Genomic DNA, 24,149 nt, shown 5'->3' on the forward strand with positions numbered 1-24,149 from the left:
ACCGTTCCAGGAGGAGCATCACATGAGCACCGTGTACACCGCCGAGGCGATCGCCACCGGCGCGGGCCGTGACGGCCGCACCCGCACCGACGACGGACGCGTCGATCTGCAGCTGGCCATCCCGAAGGAAATGGGCGGCTCGGGCGACGGCGCCAACCCGGAGCAGCTGTTCGCCGCCGGCTACGCCGCGTGCTTCCACTCGGCTCTGCAGATGGTCGCGCGCTCGCAGAAGGTCGCACTCGGCGACTCGAGCGTGGGCGCTCGAGTCGGCATCGGCCCCAACGGTTCCGGCGGATTCGGACTCACCGTCGCACTCGAGGTCGTCATCCCCGAGGTCGAGCACGACGCGGCTCAGGCCCTCGCGGACGCCGCGCACCAGGTCTGCCCGTACTCGAACGCCGTGCGCGGCAACATCGACGTCACCGTGACCGTCGCCGACGACTGACCACCTCGAAACACCCACTGACAAGGAGACATCCATGCGTGCACTGATCCAGGATCAGTTCGGCGACCCGGCGAGCGTCCTGTCCGTCCGCGACGTTCCACTGCCCGAGCCCCGGCCGGGCCAGGTCCGCATCCGCACCCTGCTCTCGCCGATCCACAACCACGACCTGTGGACCGTCAAGGGCGACTACGGATACAAGCCAACGATGCCCGCCGCGGCCGGCTCCGAGGCCGTCGGCGTGATCGACGCCCTGGGCGAGGGGGTCGAGGGATTCACCGTCGGCCAGCGCGTCGCCACCGGATCCGCGTTCGGCACCTGGGCGGAGTACTTCGTGGCCGGCGCCGCGGGGCTCCTCCCCGTTCCGGAGGAGATCTCCGATGAGGCCGCCGCACAGCTCTTCTCCATGCCCTTCAGTGCGATCAGCCTGCTCGATTTCTTGAACGTCCAGCCCGGGCAGTGGATCGTGCAGAACACCGCCAACGGCATGGTCGGGCGCATGCTGGCGCAGCTCGCGACCGCCCGGGGAATCAACGTCACGGGCCTGGTCCGGCGGTCAGCCGCGATCGACGAGCTCGCGACCTTCGGCGTGACGAACGTGATCTCCACCGACACCGAGGGCTGGCGCGCCCGCGCCAAGGAGCTCGCGGGCGAGGCCGGCTACGCGGCCGCCGTCGACTCGATCGGTGGCCCGGCGAGCACCCAGCTGGCGCTGCTCCTCGGCCAGCGCGGCACCCTCGTCTCCTTCGGTGCGATGAGCGCCACCAACCCGGGCGAGGGCGCGATGTTGGAGATCCCGGTCAACGTCGCGATCTTCAAGGAGATCGTGGTCAAGGGCTTCTGGGGTCGCACCGTGAGCCAGGAGATGGCTCCGGCCAAGCGCGCCGAGCTGATGGGCGAAGTCGTGCGCGGCGTCGCTGCCGGCACCCTCGCGCTGCCCGTCGACGGTGTCTACCCACTGGACGAGATCTCCTCCGCCGCAACGGCCAGCGGACGCCCCGGCCGCGTCGGCAAGGTACTGCTGCGTCCCTGATCCGGAACTACTCGGCGACCAGGCGCCTCCGGGCGTCGACGCCCTGCGCGAGCACGAACAGCACGAACTCGCGCAGGGCGCGGTCGGACAGGGTTCCGGCGGGGAACGAGTAGTGCAGCACCAGATCCGCCGAGACCTCGCGCTCCATCAGGCGGAGCGAGCCGAACTGCACCGCCTCCCCCGCCGCGCGGACGTCCGCGCGGAGATCCTCGCTGAGTGGGAGGTCCCACGCGACCACCTGGGTCAGCGAGTACACGTCGACGTCCTGGGCGAGCTCGAAGACCTGCACCGACGCGGGGGTCTCGCCGAAGTCGACCAGCACCGCCCGGTTCGCGTCCCGGCGCAGCGCGACCCCGTCGGACAACGCGGATTCGAGGCGCGAGCGCAACGCATCCAAGCGCGGATCCTGCGCGGTCACTCGGCGCCCCCGAACCGCCGGTCGCGCTTGGCGTACTCGAGGCACGCCTCCCACAGGTTCCGCCGGTCGAAGTCGGGGAAGAGCGTGTCCTGGTAGACGTACTCGGCGTAGGCGCTCTCCCAGAGCAGGAAGTTCGAGCTCCGCTTCTCCCCCGACGGCCGCAGGAACAGGTCCACGTCCGGCATGTCGGGCTGGTACAGGTACTGCTGGAAGGACTGCTCGGTGATGCGGTCCGGGTTGATCTCCCCCGCCGCGGCCCGGCGCGCGATCTCCCGTGCGGCATCGACGATCTCGGCCCGGCCGCCGTAGTTCACGCACATCGTGAGCGTCATGACGGTGTTGTTCTTGGTGAGTTCCTCGGCGACCTCGAGCTCCTTGATCACGCTGGCCCACAGGCGCGGACGACGGCCGGCCCACTTCACGCGGACACCCATCTCGTGCATCTCGTCGCGGCGGCGGCGGATCACGTCGCGGTTGAACCCCATGAGGAAGCGCACCTCCTCCGGGCTGCGCGACCAGTTCTCGGTGGAGAAGGCGTACGCGGAGAGCTGCTTCACGCCGATCTCGATGCAGCCGCAGACGGTGTCCATGAGCACGGCCTCGCCGCGCTTGTGGCCCTCGGTGCGGGCCATGCCCCGCTCCTTGGCCCAGCGGCCGTTGCCGTCCATGACCAGCGCGACGTGGTTCGGCACGAGTTCCGCGGGGATCTCCGGGGGCGTGGCGCCCGAGGGGTGCGGATCCGGCGGCCGGACCGTGACCGGTGCCGGTGGCGTCTTCGACCTACCCCGCCGCAGTCCCGGCACCGTCGACCTCCCTCTCACCGGCCGCCAGGGCCGGGCTGTGCGGCGCGTGCCGCTCGATCATGGGCAGCGAGCGCAGCTGCCGTCCCACATGCCACTGTAGGTGCGCCGCGGCGAGCCCGTTCGCCTGCCTGCGCACCCGCTCGCCGGTGGTCTCGGCGAAGTCGAAATCGGCCCGGGCGAGAGCCGCCATCAGGTCCAGTACGCCCTGCCCCGGCACCGCCGAGCCCGACGGGCGGCAGTGCACGCAGACGGCGCCGCCCGCGGCCACGTGGAAGGCGCGGTGCGGCCCCTCGTCGCCGCAGCGGGCGCAGATCGTCAGGGCGGGCGCCCAGCCCGCCGACTCCATGGCGCGCAGCAGGAAGGAGATCAGCACCAGATCGCGGTCGCGCACGCCGGCCGCGATGGCGCGCAGCGCACCGACGGTGAGCCGGTGCAGCTCCATCGCCGGGGCCCGCTCCTCGCCCGCCAGCCGCTCCGCGGTCTCGATCACCGCGCAGGCCGTGGTGTAGCGCCCGTAGTCGCCCGCCAGATCGCCCGAGTAGGCGGCGATCGAGTGCACCTGCGTCACCATGTCCAAGTTGCGGCCGGGGTGCAGCTGCAGGTCCACATGGGCGAACAGCTCCAGCCGGGCTCCGAACCGCGACCGCGGCCTGCGCACGCCCTTCGCGACCGCGCGCACCAGGCCGTTCTCCCGGGTCAGCAGCGTGAGGATGTAGTCGGCCTCCCCCAGCTTGTGCTGCCGCAGCACCACAGCGCTGTCCCGGTACGACCTCATACCCTCCATCATCCCACTTCGCACCGACGGATACGGCCCCGCCGCGCCGCCGCCCGTCTGGCACACTGATGTCCGAACGTCACGAGGAGATCAGCTATGACGGATTCATCGGGAAAGGTCGCCACGCCGGAACAGGCGTGAGCACCCCGTTCGAGGCGCCCAGCGCGGCATTGCCCCTCCGGGTGAGCATCGCCAGTTGGATGCTGGGCGACGGATCCCCACCCCCGCCCGTCGTGGGCGGGATCGGCGACTACGCCATCGCCTTCCGCGAGGAGGACGTCGTCGACGCCAGCGACGCCGGCGTCAGCGAGCTCACCGGCATCGCGGTTCCCGACGGTGCGCCGTCCGTCACCGGCCGCGGCGACGAGAGGCGGATGCGATGGCCGACGCGGCTGCGCGGTATCGGCTGGGAGGTGTTCTGGGGCGCGTCGCGCCCGACCTCGGGACCGGTGCGCGTTCGCGGCACCGTCTACGCCGACTACGTCTACGGCGGGCGACCGGTCCGCGTGCGCGGTCGGATCCTCCGCGTACAGATCGAATCGGTCCTCATGCACCTCGACGAGGAGCGCGGGCGGTACGCCGCCGTGCCCGGGACCTACCGGTATCGCGACGTCGAAGAATGCCCGCGATGGTTCGGCGGACCGTCGGAGATGACCGCGGAGGACGGCGGCGCGAGGGAGGAGTGGGCGGCGATCGTCGATCTCGATCTCGCGGATGTCCCGCCCGCGACACCACGGCCGCGGGTGTGCCCCGATGCCGTTGCGGTCGACGGCGATCGGGTGTGGGTGATCGATCGCGAGCTTCCGCTTGTGGTGGAGTACGACCTCTCCGGCGAGGACGAACCGACGGAGCACCTCCTGCCCGGCGCGGTAACGCCGAAGGAGGAGTACGAGATCCCGACAATGTGGGCCGCCGCGGGTGCGTGCTGGGCGTTCAGGTCGGACGGGGTGTTCCGCATCGCCGACGGGGCCGTCACTCGCGTATCGACCTCGCCGGTCGCCTCCGTCATCGACGGCGGTGACACCGCACTGATCGCCCTACGCGAGGATCGGAACATCGTGCGGCTGTATCGGATCGGTGCCGGCGGCGCCGGACTCGGCGAGCTCCTCTACACGGGCGACGGCCCGGAGTGGGGTGTCGGCACTGAGTTCGGCTTCCTCCTGCTCACGTGCAACGGCGAGATGGAGCCGGAGAACCGCACCCACCGCCTGGTGCGCGTGGACGAAGTAGGCGAGGTCACCGTCGGGCCCGTGCTCGACGAAGTCGGTCCCAACGCGGACGGGTTCGGCGGTGGGCCGCCGCGTGTCTTCACCGGGGGCATGTTCGGCAACCCGACGGCTCTCGACGTGCGCCCCGACCTCACGGTCGCGCGCAGCCCCCGCACCCCGGGGCGCGGCTGGAGCATGCGGACGGTCGGGGACGACCTGTTCGTCGTCTGTCACCCGACCGACGGCACCGGCGACGACGGCTGGTGGCCGCTCGAAGGACCGTGCGAGTACCGGAGCGAGGAGCAGTTCTGGCTGCTGGTCCGCCTGGACGGGGACACGCTCGAACCGGTCGCGGTCGCACCGATCCACTCCACGCAGGTGTCCGTCGCCCGGCACGGCGATGAGCTGCTTGTCGCGACCGGCTCCGGCCTGTTCCGGTGGCGCGGCACGGGCTATTCCGAACTGGAGGAGATCCCGCTCGCCGCACTCGTCGACGAGCACTCCTGAAACCTGTCAGCGGTCCGCTGCACGATGTCAGCAGCATCGGATTTCTTCGGGCGGAGAGGTCATGACACCGGGATGGGCCACGATCATCGTCGGCACCGCAGCCGCCATCATCGCGATCGTGACGATCGGCCGGAAGCGGCTGGCGGACAATCGCAAGGAGTGGTGGACGCGGTACGAGAGGGCGTTGGGAGCCACATACACGATGGACATCGAGCAGAGCCGCGACGGCTGGGCCGTGATCGATGACTTGATCGATTCCGCGCTAGCGACCAGCACTGAGCGAAACATCGCCATGCACTTGGCGCTCACGCGCTACCGAGGCGATACTGGACATGAGCACGATGGGACGGAGGCTGGCAATGACTGCCACCGAGCACCTCGATCAGGGGCCGCGACCACAGAGGCCCGAGATTCAGCGCGCGATCATCCGCGTGGTCATCACCGGTCTACGAAACTTCAAGGAACCCGTGCCCCAACGGATGATCGACTTCGTCGAGGGCCGGGCCGACGATCCGGGCCCCCTGCCCGATCCGGAGAAGTACCGGAACAGGCGTCGCAGCTGGTGGCAGCGGATGCTGGGCCGGTAGCGGCCGAACTCTAGAAGCCGAGCCGTCCCAGCTGTTTCGGGTCGCGCTGCCAGTCCTTCGCGACCTTCACGTGCAGCGACAGGTACACCTTGCGCCCCAGGAGCTTCTCGATCTCCCCGCGCGCCGCGGTACCCACCGACTTCAGGCGCGAGCCGCCCTTACCGATGATGATCGCCTTCTGTGAGGGGCGCTCCACGTAGAGCAGGGCGTGCACCTCGAGCATCGCGGGCTTGCCGGATTTCTCCTGCGCCTCCGTCTTCTCCCGCTCGAGCACCTCCTCGATCACGACGGCCAGCGAGTGCGGCAGCTCGTCGCGCACACCCTCGAGCGCGGCCTCGCGGATGAGCTCGGCCATCATGGTGTCGTCGTCGGTGTCGGTGATCTCGCCGTCGGGGTAGAACGCCGGCCCGGGCTTCATCTTCGACGCGATGAGCCGCACCAGGTCCTCGACCTGCTCGCCGGACGCCGCCGACACCGGGATCACATCGCAGCCCTCGCCCAGGAACGAGGAGACGGCCAGCAACTGCTCGGCGACCTTGTCGCGCCCCACCTTGTCGATCTTGGTGACCACCCCCATCAGCGGCGTGCGCGGCGCCATGTGCCGCACCTGCTCGAGGATGTACTTGTCGCCGGGACCGATCTTCTCGTCCGCCGGAATCGTCAGGCAGATCAAGTCGACCTCGGAGTAGGTGTCGCGCACCAGATCGTTGAGGCGCTGGCCCAGCAGCGTGCGGGGGCGGTGCAGGCCGGGGGTGTCCACCAGTACCAGCTGGCAATCGGGCCGGTTGACGATGCCGCGGATCGTCGAACGCGTGGTCTGCGGGCGCGAGCTGGTGATCGCGACCTTCGTCCCCACGAGCGCGTTGGTCAGCGTGGACTTGCCCGTGTTGGGCCGCCCCACGAAGCACACGAAGCCGGACCGGAAGTCCGCGTCGTCGTGGCCGTGCGTCTGGGTCTCTTCGGTCACGTCAGGGCCTCTCCGCGTGCGTCGAACAACAGGACCGGTGCCGTCGGCGACACCTCGTGCAGGGCCGCGACGCCGGGATCGGCACCGTCGGCGGAACCCACCAGGACGGCGGCCTCGAAGCCCTCCGCGCCGGAACTCAGAGCCGTCGCGACGGCCACCTGTAGACCCGTCAGCGCCAGGGACGCCAGAGCGACAGGAGCGCCCGCGTACGTGCGGCCGTCCAGGTCCCGCACCGCGGCGCCGTGCCCGGCACCGGCACGCGCCATCGCGCCCCGCGCCAGCGTCACGAGCTTGCGGTCCTCATCGGAGGTCTCGGTCACGCGCTCTCCTTCTCATCGTTCGACGTTCCGGCGCCGTCCTCCGACGGTGCGCCGTCCTCGGCCTCCGCGCTGCGCACGAGGACCGTCGAGATCCGCACCCGGCCGCGGCGGTTCGTCGCGCCCTCAGCCTCGAGCAGTAGGCCGTGCACGCGCGCCTCCGAGCCCGGAAGCGGAACCCGGCCGAGCGCCAGTCCGAGCAGGCCTCCGACGGTGTCGACCTCGTCCTCCTCGATCTCCTTGTCGAACAGCTCGCCGAGCGTCTCCAGGTCCAGGCGGGCGGACACCCGGAAGAGCCCGTCGCCGAGTTCCTCGACGGGCGCGATCTCGCCCGCGTCGTACTCGTCGGTGATCTCGCCGACGATCTCCTCCAACACGTCCTCGATGGTCACCAGGCCGGCGATCGAGCCGTACTCGTTCACCAGGATCGCCATGTGGTTGTTGGTGTGCTGCATCTCGCGCAGCAGCGCGTCGACCGGCTTCGAGTCGGGCACGAAGACGGCGGGACGCGCCATCCGCCCGACCTCGATGGCGTGCCGGTCGGCACCGTCGGGCAGGGCGACGAGGTCCTTGAGGTAGACGACGCCCCGCACGTCGTCGACGTTCTCCCCGATGACGGGGATGCGGGAGTGGCCCGAACGGACCGCGAGGCGGGTGGCCTGCGAGACCGACTTGTCGGCCTCGATCCACACGATCTCGGGGCGCGGCACCATGACCTCGCGGGCGGCGGTGTCGCCGAGCTCGAAGACGGACTGGATCATCTTGCCCTCGTCCTCGTCCACCACGCCGCGCTGCTGCGCGAGATCGACGAGCTCCCGCAGCTCGACCTCCGTGGCGAACGGGCCGTTGCGGTAGCCGCGGCCGGGGGTGATCGCGTTACCGAGCAGGATGAGCAACCGCGTGATCGGCCCCATCAGGAGCGCGATCGCCTGCAGCACGACCGCGGTCGAGCAGCCCAGCGTGTAGGCGTGCTGGCGACCGAGGGTGCGGGGGCCGACCCCGATCAGCACGTAGCTCACCACCGTCATGACGGCAGCGGTCACCACGGCCGTCCAGACGGTGGGCAGGTAGCGGTCGAGGACGACGAAGACGAGCACCGTCGACAGCACCTCGCACGCGGTGCGGAGCAGCACGACGAGGTTGACGTAGAGAGGACGGTTGACCAGGACGCGCTGCAGGCGCTTCGCGCCCGGGCGGCCCTCCTCGACCAGATCCTCGACGCGGGCGGGCGAGACCGTGAGCAGGGCCGAGTCGACCGCCGCGAACAGGCCGCCCAGCAGGACCAGTGCGACGACGCCGACGGCCAGCAGGATCGACGAGAACACGCGTCAGTCCCGCCGCCCCAGGAAACCCGTGCGGCCGAGCAGCTTGTCGTCGCGCGCGGCCTGCCGGGCACGACGCTCCTGCTCGCGCTGCTGCGCGTAGAACTCCGCGAGGATGCTCTCCTGGAGCGCGAACATCTCCCGCTCCTCGTCCGGCTCGGCGTGGTCGAAGCCCAGCAGGTGCAGCACGCCGTGCACGGTGAGCACGTTCATCTCGTGTCCGGTGGAGTGGCCCGCGGCGGCCGCCTGCTCCGCGGCGAACTGAGGGCACAGCACGATGTCGCCGAGCGTCGCCGGGCCCGCGTCCACCATGTCCGGCCGGCCGCCGGGCGTGAGCTCGTCCATCGGGAAGCTCATCACGTCCGTGGGGCCGGGCAGGTCCATCCACTTCACGTGCAGGTCGGCCATGGTGTCGAGGTCGACGGCGAGCATGTTCAACTCGGCGCCCGGGTGCACGTCCATCGCGGCGATGGCGAACCCCGCCACGGCGACGATCTCGGCCTCGTCGACGTCGAAGCCCGACTCGTTGGCGAATTCGATGCTCATCGGCGTCCCGGGATGCGTCGCGCGCCCAGCTGCGGGCGCTTGGTGGCTTCGAGCTGTTCCTCGAACTGGGAGTAGGCGTCGACGATCTCGGCGACCAGGCGGTGCCGGACCACGTCCGAGCTGGTGAGCTCTGCGATGTGGATGTCGTCGATGCCGCGCAGGATGCCCACCGCGGCGCGCAGACCGCTGGTCGCACCGCCCGGCAGGTCCACCTGCGAGGTGTCGCCCGTGACCACGATCTTCGAGCCGAAGCCGAGCCGGGTGAGGAACATCTTCATCTGCTCGGCGGTGGTGTTCTGCGCCTCGTCGAGGATGACGAAGGCGTCGTTGAGGGTACGGCCGCGCATGAACGCGAGCGGCGCGACCTCGATGACCCCGGCCTCCATCAACTTCGGGATCGCCTCGGGGTCCATCATGTCGTGCAGCGCGTCGTACAGCGGGCGCAGGTACGGATCGATCTTCTCGTTCAGGGTGCCCGGCAGGAAGCCCAGCCGCTCCCCCGCCTCGACGGCGGGACGGGTCAGGATGATGCGGCTGACCTGCTTGGACTGCAGCGCCTGCACGGCCTTGGCCATCGCGAGGTAGGTCTTGCCGGTGCCCGCGGGGCCGATGCCGAAGACGATGGTGTGCGCGTCGATCGCGTCCACGTACTTCTTCTGGTTGACCGTCTTCGGGCGCACGGTCTTGCCGCGGCGCGAGATGATGTCCAGCGTGAGCACCTCGGCGGGCGACTCGCCGGAACCGTCGGTCATCATGCCGATGGAGCGTCGCACCTCCTCCGGGCTCACCGCCACGCCGCTGCGCACGGCGGCGAGCAGCTCGGCGAGGACGCGCTCGGCGAGCGCCACGTCGGCAGGGCTGCCGGACAGGGTGATCACGTTGCCGCGCGCGTGGATGTCGGCGGCGAGGGCACCCTCCAGCGCACGGAGGTTGGCGTCCGCGGGGCCGAGGAGCCCGAAGGTCAGCTCGATGGGGATCTCGACGGTGGACCGCGCCGGCGTCACTGCCTGAGCGGGGCTGTCGGAACTGGTGGGGTCTGGCACGCGGTGCGTCAATCCTTGTCTCGGCGGTCACCGCGCCTGACGGTGCGGATACGCCCAGTTTAGTACCGCTCGCCCCCGGAAGGCCCGTGGGTTTCGCCGGCGGCGGATCCTGCCGCGGCAGGCGTCACCGCGCGGAGAGTTCCTCGATCGCCGCGACGGTGGCCGCGTGCCCCTCGGAGCCGGGCTCGAGGAAGTCGTCGTGCCCCTCCCCCTCGATCATCGTGAGCGTGGCATCCATGCCGTTCTCCTGCGCCTGCGACAGGAACCACTCGGAGAGCTGGTAGGGCACCTGCTCGTCCAGGCGGCCGTGCAGCGCGCGCACGCGCGTCGTGAAGGGCATCGCCGCCACCGGACTGGCCTGCGCGAAGGTGCGCTTGATCAGGCGCTGGTTGGCGTTGGGCGCGAGGTCGAAGAGCAGACGCATCGACTGATCGCCGTCGCCCCGCTCGATGAGGTCCAGCACGCCGCCGCGGGAGATGACGCCCAGCAGATCAGGGCGCTGCGCGGCGGCCCAGACCGCGAGGGTGGCGCCGGCGCTGTGCGCCGCGACTATGTGCCCGGCGTTCTTGGCGAGCTTCGCGGTGCCGTAGTCGATCGCGGCCAGCACGTCGTCGCCGAGGATCGGCCAGACCACGCCGGGCTCGCCGACCCGGCGGTACTCGATGTTCCACACCGGGTAGCCGCGATCGTTGAGGTCCTTGGCGACCTTCGACTCCATCGACATCGAGTACAGGTTCCGCCAGTAGCCGCCGTGCACCAGGGTGATCAGCGGCTTGTCCGCATCGCCCGGATAGAAGTGGCCGTGCTGCGAGTCCTCGCTGCCGTAGAAGATGCGACGCGCCATCGTGTCCGAGCCCTCCTGAGCCACCCCGCCGAGCCGGCGTCCTGCCGGTTCGGCCATCAGTCCGGCGGTGTGCCGGACCATCTGTCGGTCATTACTCCCAGAGCGCCCAGCGCGACGGCGGCGGCGGTCGACGTCCGCAGCACCGTCGGGCCGAGGAGCGCGGGCTGCGCACCCATCCCGACCAGGGCTTCCAGTTCCTCGGGGCTGATTCCGCCCTCCGGCCCCACCACGATAACGATGGTTTCGGTTACTGAGAAGTCAACCTCGCCCAGCGGGACCGCCGAACCCTCGTGCAAGACAACTACATTCGCATCCATACTGGTGAGTAATGGAACGAGTTCCCGAGTGGTCACCAGATCGTGGATCTCCGGAACATACGCTCGCCGAGCCTGTTTCGCGGCCGATCGCGCCACAGCACGCCACCGCGCGACGCCCTTCTCGGCCTTGCCCTTCGCCCCGTCCCAGCGCGAGACGCAGCGGGAGGCCTGCCACGGCACGATCGCGTCGATACCGGCCTCCGTGGCGAGTTCCACCGCCAGCTCGGAGCGCTCGGACTTGGGCAGCGCCTGCACCAGCACCACCCGCGGCGAGGCCGGCGGCACCGTCCAGGTCTCGGTGCACCGCACGGTCACGTCCGCCTTGCCCACCACGACCGCGGAGCACCGGGCGAAGCCGCCCGCACCGTCGGACAGGACGAGTTCCTCGCCCGTCCGCACGCGCCGCACGGCCGCGGCGTGCCGACCCTCGTCACCCGCGAGGAGGTACTCCTCCCCCGGCGCGGGCAGCGACTCCGCGAGGAAGACGGTGGCCGCCACCTGCGACTACCGTCCGGCGAAGGTGTCGCGCAGGCGGGAGAAGATGCCGCCGCCCTGGTCCGGGCCGCCCCGTCGCGCCGCGTGCGGGCCCTCGCCGGGGAACAGCGCCTTGAGCTCGCGCAACTTGTCGGCCTGCTTCTTGTCCAGACGGGTGGGCACGGCGACGTCGAAGTGCACGACGAGGTTGCCGCGCACCTGCGAGTTCACCTGCGGCATGCCGTGACCGCGCAGCACCTTGGTATCGCCTGTCTGAGTCCCCGGCGCCACCTCGACGGTCAGCTCACCGTCGATGACCGTGGGCACGGTGACCTCGGCGCCCAGCGCCGCGTCGAACATCGGCACACGCGCCGTGACGTGCAGCGTGCTGCCGTCGCGGGTGAGGAACTCGTGCTCCCGCTCGGTGACCTCGACGTACAGATCACCGGCGGGGCCGCCGCCGGGGCCGACCTCGCCCTGGCCGGCCAGGCGCACGCGCATCCCGTCGCCCACGCCGGCCGGGATCTTCACGGTGAGGTTGCGGCGGGTGCGCACGCGACCGTCGCCGCTGCACTTGCCGCAGGGGTTCTCGATGATCTCGCCGACGCCCGAACAGGTGGGGCAGGGGCGCGAGGTCATGACCTGACCGAGGAAGGACCGCTGCACCGACTGCACCTCGCCCGCGCCGCGGCAGGTGGGGCACGTCGACGGCTTGCTGTCGCCCTCGGTCCCCGAACCGTGGCACTTGTCGCAGAGGATCGCGGTGTCGACGGTGAGCTCACGGCTCACGCCGTTCGCGCACTCGTCGAGGTCCAGCTCCATGCGGATCAGCGCGTCGTTGCCCTCGCGCACACGGCCGCGCGGGCCGCGGCCACCGCCGCCCATGCCGCCGCCGAAGAAGGCTTCGAAGACGTCGCCGAGACCACCGGAGAAGCCTCCACCGAAGCCGCCGGCGCCGCCGAAGCCCGCGCCGGGCGAGCTGTCGAGCGGATCGCCGCCCATGTCGACGATGCGCCGCTTCTCCGGGTCGCTGAGCACCTCGTACGCGTCCGAGACGTCGCGGAACTTCTCCTGCGCGGCCTCGTCCGGGTTCACATCGGGGTGCAGCTCGCGGGCCAGCTTGCGATACGCACGCTTGATCTCCTGATCGGAAGCCTTCGAATCGACTCCGAGGATGCGGTAGTAATCACGTGCCACTGCGGCGAATCCCCCTCACGTATGGACGACATTCAGCGGACCTGCTCGGACCGCGCTCAACCCATGATTCCACCACAGGGCCGATTCGGACCATTCGCGCTGGTCACCCGTCGGTAATCATGCGCGGACGGGCATCAGCGCTCTCCCAGCACCTCGCCGACGTACCGGGCGACCGCGGCGACGGAGGCGATCGTGCCGGGGTAGTCCATCCGGGTCGGTCCCAGCACGCCGACACCGCCGAAGATCGCGCCGGGCGCGCCGTAGCCGGTGGAGATCACCGACGCGCCGCGCAGGTTCTCGTCCTGGGTCTCCGAGCCGATCGCCACCGAAACCGTTCCTGGCTGCTGCCGGGCGGTGAGCAGCTTGAGCACCACCACCTGCTCCTCCAGCGTCTCCAGCACGCTGCGCAGCGAGCCGGACACCGCGTCGAAGTCCGCCGCGTTCCGGGTCAGGTTCGCGGTGCCACCGAGGACCAGCCGGTCGTCGGCACGCTCGACGAGCGTCTCGACCAGCACCGTCGACACCCGGATCACCGCATCGCGCAGATCGCGGGGCGCGAGCGGCGCCAGGTCGGCGACACCCACCGACGCATCGGGGATGAGTTTGCCGTGCACCGCGGCGCCGAAGAGCTCGCGCAGGCGCGAGAGGTCCTCGTCGGACGCCGGCTCGCCGAGCTCCACAAGCCGCTGCTCGACGCGGCCCGAATCGAGGATCACCACCAGCAGCAGGCGGGTGGGCGCCAGCGCGACGACCTCGAGGTGGCGGACGCGCGCGGAGCTGATCACCGGGTACTGGATGACCGCGACCTGCCGGGTGAGCTGCGCCAACAGACGCACGGAGCGCTGCAGTACGTCGTCCAGGTCCACGCCGGTCTCGAGGAACTGCAGGATCGCCCGACGCTCGGCCGCCGACAACGGCTTGATCTGCGCGATCCGGTCGACGAACTGCCGGTAGCCCTTCTCCGTGGGGATGCGCCCCGAGCTGGTGTGCTGCTGCGTGATGTAGCCCTCGGCCTCGAGGACCGCCATGTCGTTGCGGACCGTCGCGCTGGAGACGCCGAGGTGGTGCCGATCGACCAGCGCCTTCGAGCCGACGGGCTCGTGCGTCTCGACGTAGTCGGCCACGATCGCGCGGAGCACCTCGAAACGCCGGTCCTCCGTGCTCGACATCGCGCCCCCTTCCGCTCGTGATCTTCGGGCCGCCAGTTTACGCGGGATAGAGTCGAGCCGTGATCTTCAAGGGAGTACTCGACGGCAAGCCGTACCCGGATCACGGCCTCACCGCCCGCGACTGGTCGCGGATCCCACCGCAGCAGGTCCGCCTGAACTCCATCATCACCACCACCACCGTGCTGGCGCTGGACCGGCTGCTGTCCGAGGATTCGACCTTCTACGGCGATCTGTTCCCGCACGCCGTCGAGTGGAACGGCGATCTGTACCTCGAGGACGGCCTGCACCGCGCCGTGCGGTCCGCGCTGCGCGGACGCGAGGTGCTGCACTGCCGGGTGCACGCGCTGCCGCCCGGCACGCCGCCGCGTCCGGCATCCTCGGGGAGGCACGGCAAGCACGCCCGCCAGGACTGAGAGGACTCCCTCATGACGCGCACCATCCGCCAGACCGGGTCCGGCGCCGCCGCTGCGACGCCCGACGTCGTGATCGCCCGGATCGGGGTCGAGTTCCGCGCGGGCGACGTGGCGACGGCCTTCGCCGGCTCCGGTGACGCCGCCCGCGCCGTCGTCGCCGCAGTGCGCGCCGCGGGCGTCGCGGATGCCGACGTCGCCACGTCGGACGTGGGCCTGCAGGCGGTGGAGACGGGTCCGTGGGAGGACCGGCGCCTCGAGGGCTACGCCGCGTCGGAGTCGCTCGTGCTGACCATCCGCGACGTCGACGACGCGGCACGGGTCCTGCAGGCCGCCGCGACGGCGGCGGGTGACGCGGCACGGATCCAGTCCGTCGTCTTCGCCCTGTCCGACGGTGACGCGCCCGCCGCGGCGGCGCGCGAGGCCGCTTTCGCCCACGCGAAGGCGAAGGCCGAGCAGTACGCGCACCTGACCGGGGACACGCTCGGCGCCGTGCTGAGCATCGTCGACGATCCCGGGGCGAGCCCGCACGCGGACGTGCACTTCGCCGCCAAGAGCCTCGCCGCGGCCCCGGCGGCCGGCCCCGCGATGGAGGCCGGGGAGCGGCGGGTCACCGCGCGGGTCACCGTCGAATGGGAGTTGGTGTAACCGTCCCTCTGTTGCCGTAACGAGCGATCCGCTGCGGCAGGATGGCACCGCTGCCACGCTGGGATCATGGCGAACTCCACATCCAGCACAGCACGGAACTGGCGCACGACGGGCATCGCGCTCCTGGCGGTGATCGCGACCGCGGTATCGGTGACCGCCTGCGGGTCGTCGAGCACGAACAACGATTCGCCGCGCGAGATCACGGCCGTGGGCACCGGCCAGTCCTCCGGCAAACCTGATGTGCTCACCGTCGAGCTCGCCGTGCAGCACCAGGCCGGCGATGTCACCACCGCGCTCAACGACGCCTCGACGAGCGCGCAGAAGGTGATCGACGCAGCGGGCTCGAACGGCGTCGACAAGAAGGACGTCGCCACCGCGAACGTGCGCGTCAATCCCCGCTACGGCACCGACCGCAGGATCACCGGGTACGAGGCCACGCAATCGCTCTCCGTGAAGGTCCGCAAGCTGGACACCGCCTCGAAGCTGCTCGGCGATCTCGCGACCGCCGGCGGCGACGCCACGCGGATCAGCTCCGTCGGCTTCGACATCGAGAACGACTCTGCACTCAAGGCCACGGCCCGCGACAAGGCCTTCGCCGAGGCGAAGAGCCGGGCCGAGCAGTACGCGAAGCTCTCCGGCGGCAGGCTCGGCGAAGTCCGGACGGTCACCGAGGGCGCACCCGTCCGCCCGACCACGACCCGCCAGTACACCCCGGATTCCGCGCCCGGCGTCGCCGCCGCTCCGGTCCCGATCGAGACCGGTGAACAGTCGCTGACGGTGACCGTGACCGTGGTCTGGAAGCTGTCCTGAACCGACCGGGCGGACTCAGGCGAGCAGGCGGCGCACCACGCCGTCGGCGAGCAGCCGCCCGGCATCGGTGAGCGCGTAGGCATCACCCACCCGTTCCAGATTCCCGACGGTGACCTCCTCCTCGGCCCGGGACGCCTCGTCGGGCCGGAGCACCGCGAGCGGGATGCCGGAGCGCATGCGCACGCGCAGCATGACGTCCTCGACGTGCCGGTCCTCCGCGGTGAGCACCTCGTGGCCCGCGATCGGCAGCGCGCCGCCCGCGACCGCCTCCGCGTAGCGCGCCGGGTGCTTGACGTTCCAGACCCGCGTGCCCGCGACGTGGCCGTGCGCGCCGGGGCCTGCGCCCCACCAGTTCGCGCCCTCCCAGTACAGCTCGTTGTGCCGGCACCGTCCGGCCTCCGACCGGGCCCAGTTCGACACCTCGTACCAGTCGAATCCCGCTGCCCGGAGCGCACCGTCGAGCATCTCGTAGCGATGGGCGAGCACGTCGTCGTCGGTGTCGGGCAGCTCGCCCCGGCGGATCCGGCGGGCCAGCGCGGTGCCGTCCTCGACGATGAGCGCGTAGGCCGAGACGTGGTCGACGCCGGCGTCGAGCACCGCGTCCAGCGACGCCGTCAGGTCGTCGTCGGACTCCCCCGGCGTGCCGTAGATGAGATCCAGGTTCACGTGCTCGAAGCCGGCCGCGCGGGCCTCCTTCGCCGCGGCCACCGCCCGTCCCGGCGTGTGGGTGCGGTCGAGCACCTTGAGCACGTGCGCGGCGGCCGACTGCATGCCCAGCGAGATCCGCGTGAAGCCGGCCTCCCGCAGCCGGGCGAAGAACTCCGGCGAGGTGGACTCGGGGTTGGACTCGGTGGTCACCTCCGCGTCGTCGGCGAAGCGGAAATGTCGACGGGCCGTGTCCAGCAGGGCCGCGAGCCCGTCGCCGCCCAGGAGCGACGGTGTGCCGCCCCCGACGAAGACCGTCGACACCGGCACGTCCCCGACGACGCGGCGGGCGAGCGCGAGCTCGCCGTCGATCGCGTCCGCCCAGGCCTGCGGCGAGGTGGACGCGCCGAGCTCGCCCGCGGTGTAGGTGTTGAAATCGCAGTACCCGCAGCGCGTCGCGCAGAAGGGAACGTGCAGGTAGAGACCGAACGGCGTGGCCGCGCCCTCCAGGGAGGGCAGGGCGGGAACGGCGTCGGCCGGATGCGGGGCGGTCACCCGTCCAGTTTGGCAGGCGTGGAGCCCGGGGCCCGCCCTCCGGCCGGGCTCCGGGCGTTCGATTCCGCTCATCGGTGAGCGAAACCCGATTCCACTTCTGCGCCCATCCGGTGGCACAATGATCTCGATGGATGGACAGGGTGAGCTGCTGGCGTCGCGCCGGCACATCGATTACCTGCGGGTCTGCAGCAGCGGCTGTCAGGCCTGATTCTCGGCGCGTTCTCCCGCGCCGCCCCTGAGCGCCACCAGCCCTGGCGCGCCATCCCATGAATCCCAGGAGTCTCCATGACGTCGCTCACCGACGCCCCTGTCCCCTCCCCTGACGCCGCAGCCACGCGGCCGGCGCGCACGCGCCCGGTCAAGCGGAAGTCGGAGGGCCAGTGGAAGCTCGGATACCGCACGCCGCTCAACGCGAACGAGCAGACCAAGCGCGACGACAACCCGCTCAACGTGCGTGCCCGGATCGAGAACATCTACTCCAAGCAGGGCTTCGAGTCGATCGACAAGGCGGATCTGCGCGGCCGGATGCGCTGGTGGGGTCTGTACACGCAGCGCGAGCAGGGCTACGACGGCACGTACACGGGCGACGAGAACATCGACCTGCTCGAGGCTCCCTACTTCATGATGCGCGTGCGGTGCGACGGCGGGAAGCTCGACGCCGCGCAGATGCGCACGCTCGGCGAGCTGTCCACCGAGTTCGGCCGGGACACCGCCGACCTCTCGGACCGTGAGAACGTTCAGTTCCACTGGATCGAGATCGAGAACGTCCCGGAGATCTGGAAGCGCCTCGAGGCCGTCGGCCTCAAGACCACCGAGGCGTGCGGCGACTGCCCGCGCGTGGTGCTCGGTTCCCCGCTGGCCGGCGAGTCCTTCGGCGAGGTCCTGGACCCGTCGCCCGCGATCGACGAGATCGTGCGCCGCTACATCGGCGACCCGAAGTACTCGAACCTGCCGCGCAAGTTCAAGACCGCCATCTCGGGCCAGCAGGACGTGGTGCACGAGATCAACGACGTGGCCTTCGTGGGCGTGGTGCACCCCGAGCACGGCCCGGGCCTGGACCTGTGGGTCGGCGGCGGCCTGTCGACGAACCCGATGCTGGCGCAGCGCGTCGGCGCGTGGATCCCGCTCGACGAGGTGCCCGACGTCTGGGAGGGCGTGGTCTCGATCTTCCGCGACTACGGGTACCGTCGACTCCGGTCGAAGGCGCGGCTGAAGTTCCTGGTCAAGGACTGGGGCATCGAGAAGTTCCGTCAGGTGCTCGAGGACGAGTACCTCGGTCGCACGCTGATCGACGGACCCGCCCCCGAGCAGCCCGAGCGCCCCATCGATCACATCGGTGTGCAGAAGCTGCGCAACGGCCTCAACGCCGTCGGCTTCTCCCCGATCGCCGGCCGTGTCTCGGGCACGGTGCTGAGCGGGGTCGCGGACGCGATGGAGCGGATCGGCACCGATCGCGCGTCCTTCACGCCGTACCAGAAGCTGATCATCCTCGACGTCCCCGACGACCAGGTCGACTCGCTCATCAACGAGTTGGCGCCGCTCGGCCTGCAGGGCCGCCCGTCGATCTGGCGCCGCAACCTCATCGCGTGCAGCGGCATCGAGTTCTGCAAGCTCTCCTTCGTGGAGACCCGCAAGCGCTCGCAGGTGCTCGTCCCCGACCTGGAGCAGCGACTGGCGGACATCAACGCCCAGCTCGACGTGCCGATCACGGTGAACATCAACGGCTGCCCCAACTCGTGCGGCCGCTCCCAGATCGCCGACATCGGCTTCAAGGGCCAGCTCGTGGACGACCACGAGGGGAATCAAGTCGAGGGCTTCCAGGTTCACCTGGGTGGAAGCCTCGGTCTCGACAGCGGGTTCGGCCGCAAGCTGCGCCAGCACAAGGTGCTGTCGACGGAGCTCGGGGATTACATCGAACGAGTGGTGCGGAACTTCGTGGCACAGCGCGAGCCCGACGAGCGGTTCGCGCAGTGGACGCTCCGCGCCGCGGAAGAGGATCTGCGATGACCGCACCGTCGAACCCCCTGACCGGACGCGACGCGGACGAGCTCCGCGCGCTCGCGGAGCACGCGGCCAAGGAACTGGAGGGCGCCGACGCGCTCACCCTGCTGCGCTGGACACTGGACACCTTCGGCGAGGACTTCGTCGTCGCGTCCAACATGCAGGACGGGGTGCTCGTGCACCTCGCCAAGCAGGTCCAGGACCGCCCGAAGGTGCTCTTCCTCGACACCGGCTACCACTTCCCCGAGACGATCGGCATGCGCGACGCCGTTGAGTCGATCTACGAGGTGGAACTGCTCAACGTGACGCCCGCCCAGAGCGTCGGCGAGCAGGACGCGACCGTCGGCAAGGACCTGTTCGCCAGCGACCCCGCGCAGTGCTGCAACCTGCGCAAGGTGGTGCCGCTGCGCGAGTCGCTCAAGGGCTACCGCGCATGGGTCACCGGCATCCGCCGCGTCGAGTCGCCCACCCGCGCGAACGCCCCGTTCATCTCCTTCGACGAGGGCTTCGGACTGCTCAAGGTCAACCCGATCGTCGACTGGTCCGACGAGCAGATGCAGCAGTTCATCGAGGAGAACGGCATCCTCGTGAACCCGCTGGTCGACGAGGGCTACCCGTCGATCGGCTGCCAGCCCTGCACCAACAAGCCCGCCCCCGGTTCCGACCCTCGAAGCGGCCGCTGGGCCGGCTCGACCAAGACAGAATGCGGATTGCACGCCTCATGACCATCATCGAACCCACGGCCCCCGCCACCAGCGATTTCAGCACGCTCGACGCCCTCGAGTCCGAGGCCGTCCACATCTTCCGCGAAGTCGCGGGCGAGTTCGAGCGCCCCGTCATCCTCTTCTCGGGCGGCAAGGACTCGACGGTGCTGCTGCACCTCGCGGTGAAGGCCTTCTGGCCGGCGCCGCTGCCCTTCGCGCTGCTGCACGTCGACACGGGCCACAACCTGCCCGAGGTGCTCGAGTTCCGCGACAAGATGGTCGAGAAGTACAACCTCCGCCTGCACGTGGCGAAGGTCGAGGACTACCTCGCCGACGGCCGGCTGGAGGAGCGCGCCGACGGCATCCGCAACCCGCTGCAGACGGTGCCCCTGCTGGACGCGATCTCCGAGAACCGGTTCGACGCCGTCTTCGGCGGCGGCCGCCGCGACGAGGAGCGCGCCCGCGCCAAGGAGCGCATCTTCTCGCTGCGCAACGCCTTCGGCCAGTGGGATCCGAAGCGACAGCGCCCGGAGCTGTGGAACCTCTACAACGGCCGGCACGCACCGGGCGAGCACGTCCGCGTGTTCCCCATCAGCAACTTCACCGAGCTGGACATCTGGCGGTACATCGCCCGCGAGGACATCGAGCTGGCGTCGATCTACTACGCCCACGAGCGTGAGGTCTACAACCGCGACGGGATGCTCATGACGTCCGGCGTGTGGGGCGGCCCGCGCGAGGGCGAGGAGGTGCGGACCCTGTCGGTGCGCTACCGCACCGTCGGCGACGGGTCCACCACGGGCGCGATCGAGTCCACCGCGTCGACGAACGAGCAGATCATGGCCGAGGTCGCGGCGTCGCGGCTCACCGAGCGCGGCGCCACCCGCGGCGACGATCGCGTCTCGGAGGCCGCCATGGAGGACCGCAAGAAGGAAGGCTACTTCTGATGTCGCAGGCTCCCGCACTGCTGCGCCTGGCCACGGCCGGCTCCGTCGACGACGGCAAGTCCACTCTCGTCGGGCGACTGTTGTACGACACCAAGTCGGTCCTCGCCGACCAGATCGACGCCGTCACTCGCGCATCTGTCGACAAGGGGCTCGACACGCCCGACCTGTCTCTGCTGGTGGACGGCCTGCGCGCCGAGCGCGAGCAGGGCATCACCATCGACGTGGCCTACCGCTACTTCGCGACGCCCAACCGGTCGTTCATCCTGGCCGACACCCCCGGGCACGTGCAGTACACCCGCAACACGGTCTCGGGCGCGTCCACGGCCCAGGTCGTGATCCTGCTGACCGACGCGCGCAAGGGCGTCATCGAGCAGACCCGCCGGCACGCCGCCGTGCTCTCGCTGCTGGGCGTCCCGCGCCTGGTGCTCGCGGTGAACAAGATCGACCTCGTGGAGGATCCCGCAACGGTCTTCCAGGAGATCTCCGCCGAGTTCCGGGCGCTCACCGGCTCGCTGGGCTGGGCCGACGACGCCGTGCACGCGATCCCCGTGTCCGCGCTGCACGGCGACAACGTGGCGTCGCGATCCGAGAAGACGCCGTACTACGACGGCCCGTCGCTCATCGAGCACCTCGAGTCGATCCCGACCGACCCGGACACGAAGCCGATCGGTTTCCGCTTCCCGGTGCAGTACGTGATCCGGCCGCGCACGCCCGAGTACCCCGATTACCGCGGGTACGCCGGGCAGGTGGCCGCGGGCACCGTCGACGTGGGCGACGAGGTGCTGGTTCTCCCTGCCGGCACCCGCAGCCGCGTCGAGCGCATCGACACCCCGGACGGCGAGCTCGCTTCGGCGCACACCGGTCGCTCGGTCACGGTGATCCTCGCCGACGACGTGGACGTCTCGCGCGGTGACGTCATCGTCTCCGCTGCCGACGCCCCCGAGCCGCGGCAGCAGTTCGAGGCGACGGTGTGCTGGCTGGCCGAGAAGCCGCTGCGCATCGGCGCCCGCCTGCTGCTCAAGCACGGCACGAAGACCACGCAGGCCATCGTCGGCGGGCTGGACGCGGTGTTCGACGAGCAGAACCTCACCGTCGGCGAGGGAACCACGTTGGAGCTGAACCAGATCGGCCGTATCTCCGTGCAGACCGCGGAGCCGATCGTCGCCGACGACTACGACAAGAACCGCGAGATGGGCTCGTTCCTGCTCATCGATCCCGCCGGCGGCAACACCCTCGCCGCCGGGTTGGTCGGGGACGCCCTGGCGCACCTGGTCTGAACAGTTCGACGGTCCGCCGGCCGCACTCCCGTTCCCCGGGGGGTGCGGCCGGCGTCGTCGTTACGTCAGAAGTGCTCGACTCCCCACGGTCGGCGGGGGCTGAACAGCATGAGGTCGGCGCGGGCCGCGGCCCCGTCGTTCAGCTCGCGCACCGAACCGACGGCCACCCGACGCGCGACGGGCTCGTCGGAGAGCCACAGCCGACCGAGGTCGGTGACGTCGAGGGCGAGATCCGCGGGCTCGTCCGTCGGGACGCACTGCCCCGCGCCACCGTCGGACGTGATCAGGAACCGCCCGTGCGCGGGGCCGGGGCCGGCACCGTCGAACCCGGGGTCGGTGACGTCGAGGACGAGGCGGCCCGGGGCGGCGTAGGTGCGCGACGCGAACAGGGCGGGTACGTCGAAGGGCCTGAGCCACAGCATGTCACAGCGGTTCGACACCTGGACGATCCGCGGATCGTCGGGGACGGTGGTCACGATGTCGTCGAGCGCGCGCTGCGGCGCGACGACGGCGGTGACCCAGTCGATGCTCATGGCGAACGCCCACAGCTCGCGTTCGGCGGCCGCGTCCACGCCGAGCAGTTCGACGATGGTCACGGTCGAGTCGGGCCGGGAGTCGGTCCACTTGTTCGCGACGGTGTAGGTCAGCACGCCCGCGACGTCCCCGTCGCGACGCAGGACGAGACGCTGTTTGTCGTCGCTCTTGCCGAGCAGGCCCGCGGCCTGCCGGCCGTTCATCTCGAGACGTGAGACGCGGCCGGGGATGTTCACGCGCTCGCGGATCCGGTCGGCGGCGGCCAGGTAGTCCTCGCCTGCGACGTACCGCAGCTCGCCCGACCGTCGCGCCGGCAGGTTGCTGCGGTCGACCGATATCCGGTAGTCGACGACCTCGGTGCTCTGGCCGAAGCCGTACCGGCCGTAGATGGCGTACTCCGCGGCGATCAGTGTCGCCGCGGCCGCGCCGTCGGCGAGCGCGTCGGAGAGGCACTCACGCATGTGCGTCCCGAGGATGCCACGGCGGCGATGGGTCGGCAGCACAGTGACCGCCGAGACGGCGCGGACGGGCACCGTCGCACCACCGACCGCGGTGATCCGCTGATCGAAGGACAGGAAGGTCCCCACGGTCCGGCGGTCCGCGACGGCGACACGGTGGTCGAGTGCCTCGAGATCGGCGAGGATCGCCTCCGTCCACGCATCGGCGTTCTCCATCCGGTGCTGGAACCCGATGGAAGCGCACTCCTGGAATCCCGCGTACTGCTCCGGGGTGCGCACACGCTGGAAATCGATACCGTTCGAATCGGTCATACCGCCAACGTTACCGGCGCGCACAACCGGATTTCAGCATCCCCACCCGCAGCGGTGCACGCCGAGGATCTTCCCGTCCAGCCCCGCGACCAGGTGGGAATCGAGACCGTTGCTGTTCACGCCGACCCACACCTGCCCGCCGTCATCACCGCCGACGGTGACCCGGAAGGGAACGGTGCGCGGGAGCGTCCCGGACGTGAGCCCGAGCTGCTCCGGGGCCGCGGCGATCAGCGCCGCGAGGCGCCGGGTGTCGAGCTTCGCCACGTCCACGCGAAGGTTCGGGTCCGACGAGACCGCCAGGCCGCCGTAAACCTCACGCTCGTGGAAGGCGCCGCCGAGCGAATAGGTGTACCGGGCGGAGCCCGTCGGGGACACGGCCTCGGGAATGCTCACCACCGCCTTGTCGCGGTAGAAGTGCACTCCCTCGATCACCGTGGTGCCGAACTTCGCGCGGATCGCCCACACCACCTCGTCGAGACCCGCCGCGGCGAAGACGGGCCCACCGACGAGGCGGTCGGTCTCGGGCGACAGCACCGTGGCCGCCGGCCGGTCGTTTCCGCGCTCGGAGGTCCACACGAACGCCCCAGCCACGATCGCGATCGCTGCGAGGAGCGCGGCGGCGACGACCGCCGTCCGCGCTCGGTGCACGCCGCGCCGCGGCTGCACGACGGGGAGTTGGAGGTCGTGCAGGGAGACGTCCAATTCCCGCACTGTGACTGCTGAGCGCGCCGCGGCCAGTCGGTCGAGGTGCTCGTCGGCCGTCAGCTGGCCATCGGTGAAGGCCTCGTCGAGACGGGCCATGGCCCACAGCCGATCGATGTCCCGCGCCCGCAGTTCCGTACCGTGCGACTCCCGCGGTTCTTCATGCCGCGCCCTCATGTT

The 24,149-nt window shown here is 70.5% G+C and carries 27 protein-coding genes; 11 read left to right on the forward strand and 16 right to left on the reverse strand.

From position 1 onward, the window contains the following. Positions 1–22 precede the first annotated feature (22 nt). Both FK268_RS01605 and FK268_RS01610 read left to right on the forward strand, forming a co-directional pair. Positions 23–445, forward strand: a complete 423-nt coding sequence (locus FK268_RS01605; RefSeq protein WP_146430472.1) for an organic hydroperoxide resistance protein — start codon at positions 23–25, stop codon at positions 443–445. 34 nt (positions 446–479) lie between these two features. Further along, on the forward strand, positions 480–1,475 hold the full coding sequence (locus tag FK268_RS01610; protein WP_146430474.1) for a zinc-binding dehydrogenase: 996 nt from the start codon (positions 480–482) through the stop codon (positions 1,473–1,475). 7 nt (positions 1,476–1,482) lie between these two features. Here FK268_RS01610 and FK268_RS01615 read toward each other — a convergent pair whose 3' ends face one another. The 3 genes from FK268_RS01615 to recO are packed head-to-tail and all read right to left on the reverse strand — an operon-like array spanning position 1,483 to position 3,471. Next, positions 1,483–1,893, reverse strand: coding sequence for a hypothetical protein (locus FK268_RS01615; protein WP_146430476.1), 411 nt, complete (start codon positions 1,891–1,893; stop codon positions 1,483–1,485). Further along, the gene (locus FK268_RS01620; protein ID WP_146430477.1) at positions 1,890–2,696 is read right to left on the reverse strand and encodes an isoprenyl transferase; all 807 of its coding nucleotides are present in this window, start codon (positions 2,694–2,696) and stop codon (positions 1,890–1,892) included. The genes FK268_RS01615 and FK268_RS01620 overlap by 4 nt, the downstream gene beginning before the upstream one ends. Then, entirely contained in the window at positions 2,674–3,471 is a 798-nt protein-coding gene (gene recO, locus FK268_RS01625; RefSeq protein WP_146430479.1) for a DNA repair protein RecO, read from the reverse strand. The genes FK268_RS01620 and recO overlap by 23 nt, the downstream gene beginning before the upstream one ends. Before the next feature lie 137 nt (positions 3,472–3,608). On the opposite strand from recO, the gene FK268_RS01630 reads away from it, so the two are divergent. After that, complete coding sequence (locus tag FK268_RS01630; RefSeq protein WP_146430481.1) at positions 3,609–5,186, forward strand: hypothetical protein; 1,578 nt, start codon at positions 3,609–3,611, stop codon at positions 5,184–5,186. A 27-nt stretch (positions 5,187–5,213) separates the two neighbouring features. Here FK268_RS01630 and FK268_RS01635 read toward each other — a convergent pair whose 3' ends face one another. Continuing rightward, positions 5,214–5,495 (reverse strand): hypothetical protein, encoded by a 282-nt coding sequence (locus FK268_RS01635; protein ID WP_146430482.1) that lies wholly within the window; start codon positions 5,493–5,495, stop codon positions 5,214–5,216. Positions 5,496–5,545: 50 nt separating this feature from the next. On the opposite strand from FK268_RS01635, the gene FK268_RS01640 reads away from it, so the two are divergent. Beyond that, positions 5,546–5,773, forward strand: coding sequence for a hypothetical protein (locus FK268_RS01640; RefSeq protein WP_146430484.1), 228 nt, complete (start codon positions 5,546–5,548; stop codon positions 5,771–5,773). A 10-nt stretch (positions 5,774–5,783) separates the two neighbouring features. On the opposite strand, the gene era is transcribed toward FK268_RS01640, so the two are convergent. The 9 genes from era to hrcA form a co-directional block, all read right to left on the reverse strand. Then, positions 5,784–6,740 carry a GTPase Era gene (gene era, locus FK268_RS01645; RefSeq protein ID WP_146430486.1) on the reverse strand — a complete coding sequence of 319 codons (957 nt, stop codon included), beginning with the start codon at positions 6,738–6,740 and terminating at the stop codon, positions 5,784–5,786. Beyond that, on the reverse strand, positions 6,737–7,060 hold the full coding sequence (locus FK268_RS01650) for a cytidine deaminase-like protein (protein ID WP_146430487.1): 324 nt from the start codon (positions 7,058–7,060) through the stop codon (positions 6,737–6,739). Before FK268_RS01650 ends, era begins: the two co-directional genes overlap by 4 nt. Beyond that, on the reverse strand, positions 7,057–8,382 hold the full coding sequence (locus FK268_RS01655) for a hemolysin family protein (protein WP_146430488.1): 1,326 nt from the start codon (positions 8,380–8,382) through the stop codon (positions 7,057–7,059). The genes FK268_RS01650 and FK268_RS01655 overlap by 4 nt, the downstream gene beginning before the upstream one ends. A 3-nt stretch (positions 8,383–8,385) precedes the next feature. Then, a complete protein-coding gene (gene ybeY / locus FK268_RS01660) occupies positions 8,386–8,925 on the reverse strand; it encodes an rRNA maturation RNase YbeY (protein ID WP_146430490.1) in 540 nt (179 codons plus the stop codon). Next, positions 8,922–9,980 carry a PhoH family protein gene (locus FK268_RS01665; protein WP_438695952.1) on the reverse strand — a complete coding sequence of 353 codons (1,059 nt, stop codon included), beginning with the start codon at positions 9,978–9,980 and terminating at the stop codon, positions 8,922–8,924. Before FK268_RS01665 ends, ybeY begins: the two co-directional genes overlap by 4 nt. 112 nt (positions 9,981–10,092) lie before the next feature. Beyond that, positions 10,093–10,893 (reverse strand): alpha/beta hydrolase family protein, encoded by an 801-nt coding sequence (locus FK268_RS01670; protein ID WP_146430493.1) that lies wholly within the window; start codon positions 10,891–10,893, stop codon positions 10,093–10,095. Next, positions 10,869–11,627, reverse strand: coding sequence for a 16S rRNA (uracil(1498)-N(3))-methyltransferase (locus FK268_RS01675; RefSeq protein WP_146430495.1), 759 nt, complete (start codon positions 11,625–11,627; stop codon positions 10,869–10,871). The genes FK268_RS01670 and FK268_RS01675 overlap by 25 nt, the downstream gene beginning before the upstream one ends. Before the next feature lie 6 nt (positions 11,628–11,633). Beyond that, positions 11,634–12,800 (reverse strand): molecular chaperone DnaJ, encoded by a 1,167-nt coding sequence (dnaJ, locus tag FK268_RS01680; RefSeq protein WP_146430497.1) that lies wholly within the window; start codon positions 12,798–12,800, stop codon positions 11,634–11,636. A gap of 134 nt (positions 12,801–12,934) precedes the next feature. Continuing rightward, a complete protein-coding gene (gene hrcA / locus FK268_RS01685) occupies positions 12,935–13,969 on the reverse strand; it encodes a heat-inducible transcriptional repressor HrcA (RefSeq protein ID WP_146430498.1) in 1,035 nt (344 codons plus the stop codon). 59 nt (positions 13,970–14,028) lie between these two features. Here hrcA and FK268_RS01690 point away from each other — a divergent pair, with 59 nt between their 5' ends. The 3 genes from FK268_RS01690 (at position 14,029) to FK268_RS01700 (ending at position 15,837) form a co-directional block, all read left to right on the forward strand. After that, a complete protein-coding gene (locus tag FK268_RS01690) occupies positions 14,029–14,382 on the forward strand; it encodes a type II toxin-antitoxin system VapB family antitoxin (RefSeq protein WP_146430500.1) in 354 nt (117 codons plus the stop codon). Between the two features lie 12 nt (positions 14,383–14,394). After that, the gene (locus FK268_RS01695; RefSeq protein ID WP_146430502.1) at positions 14,395–15,027 is read left to right on the forward strand and encodes an SIMPL domain-containing protein; all 633 of its coding nucleotides are present in this window, start codon (positions 14,395–14,397) and stop codon (positions 15,025–15,027) included. Positions 15,028–15,093: 66 nt separating this feature from the next. Further along, positions 15,094–15,837, forward strand: coding sequence for an SIMPL domain-containing protein (locus FK268_RS01700; RefSeq protein WP_146430503.1), 744 nt, complete (start codon positions 15,094–15,096; stop codon positions 15,835–15,837). Between the two features lie 15 nt (positions 15,838–15,852). Here the strand turns inward: FK268_RS01700 and hemW are convergent, their stop codons facing one another. Then, a complete protein-coding gene (gene hemW / locus FK268_RS01705; protein WP_231706877.1) occupies positions 15,853–17,037 on the reverse strand; it encodes a radical SAM family heme chaperone HemW in 1,185 nt (394 codons plus the stop codon). Between the two features lie 285 nt (positions 17,038–17,322). On the opposite strand from hemW, the gene FK268_RS01710 reads away from it, so the two are divergent. From FK268_RS01710 to FK268_RS01725, 4 genes are read left to right on the forward strand one after another with little or no spacing between them, the layout of a single operon-like run. Continuing rightward, entirely contained in the window at positions 17,323–19,044 is a 1,722-nt protein-coding gene (locus FK268_RS01710) for a nitrite/sulfite reductase (RefSeq protein ID WP_146430506.1), read from the forward strand. Continuing rightward, positions 19,041–19,763 carry a phosphoadenylyl-sulfate reductase gene (locus FK268_RS01715; protein WP_146430508.1) on the forward strand — a complete coding sequence of 241 codons (723 nt, stop codon included), beginning with the start codon at positions 19,041–19,043 and terminating at the stop codon, positions 19,761–19,763. Before FK268_RS01710 ends, FK268_RS01715 begins: the two co-directional genes overlap by 4 nt. Further along, entirely contained in the window at positions 19,742–20,686 is a 945-nt protein-coding gene (gene cysD, locus FK268_RS01720; RefSeq protein WP_438695953.1) for a sulfate adenylyltransferase subunit CysD, read from the forward strand. The genes FK268_RS01715 and cysD overlap by 22 nt, the downstream gene beginning before the upstream one ends. Beyond that, positions 20,686–21,963, forward strand: coding sequence for a sulfate adenylyltransferase subunit 1 (locus FK268_RS01725; RefSeq protein ID WP_146430512.1), 1,278 nt, complete (start codon positions 20,686–20,688; stop codon positions 21,961–21,963). The genes cysD and FK268_RS01725 overlap by 1 nt, the downstream gene beginning before the upstream one ends. Positions 21,964–22,028: 65 nt before the next feature. Here the strand turns inward: FK268_RS01725 and FK268_RS01730 are convergent, their stop codons facing one another. Then, positions 22,029–23,267 (reverse strand): GNAT family N-acetyltransferase, encoded by a 1,239-nt coding sequence (locus tag FK268_RS01730; RefSeq protein ID WP_146430513.1) that lies wholly within the window; start codon positions 23,265–23,267, stop codon positions 22,029–22,031. Between the two features lie 33 nt (positions 23,268–23,300). Continuing rightward, positions 23,301–24,146, reverse strand: a complete 846-nt coding sequence (locus FK268_RS01735; RefSeq protein ID WP_146430515.1) for a DUF1707 SHOCT-like domain-containing protein — start codon at positions 24,144–24,146, stop codon at positions 23,301–23,303. Positions 24,147–24,149 lie beyond the last annotated feature (3 nt).

Origin of the sequence: Tsukamurella sputi, assembly GCF_007858445.1 — a bacterium.
Taxonomy (GTDB): domain Bacteria; phylum Actinomycetota; class Actinomycetes; order Mycobacteriales; family Mycobacteriaceae; genus Tsukamurella; species Tsukamurella sputi.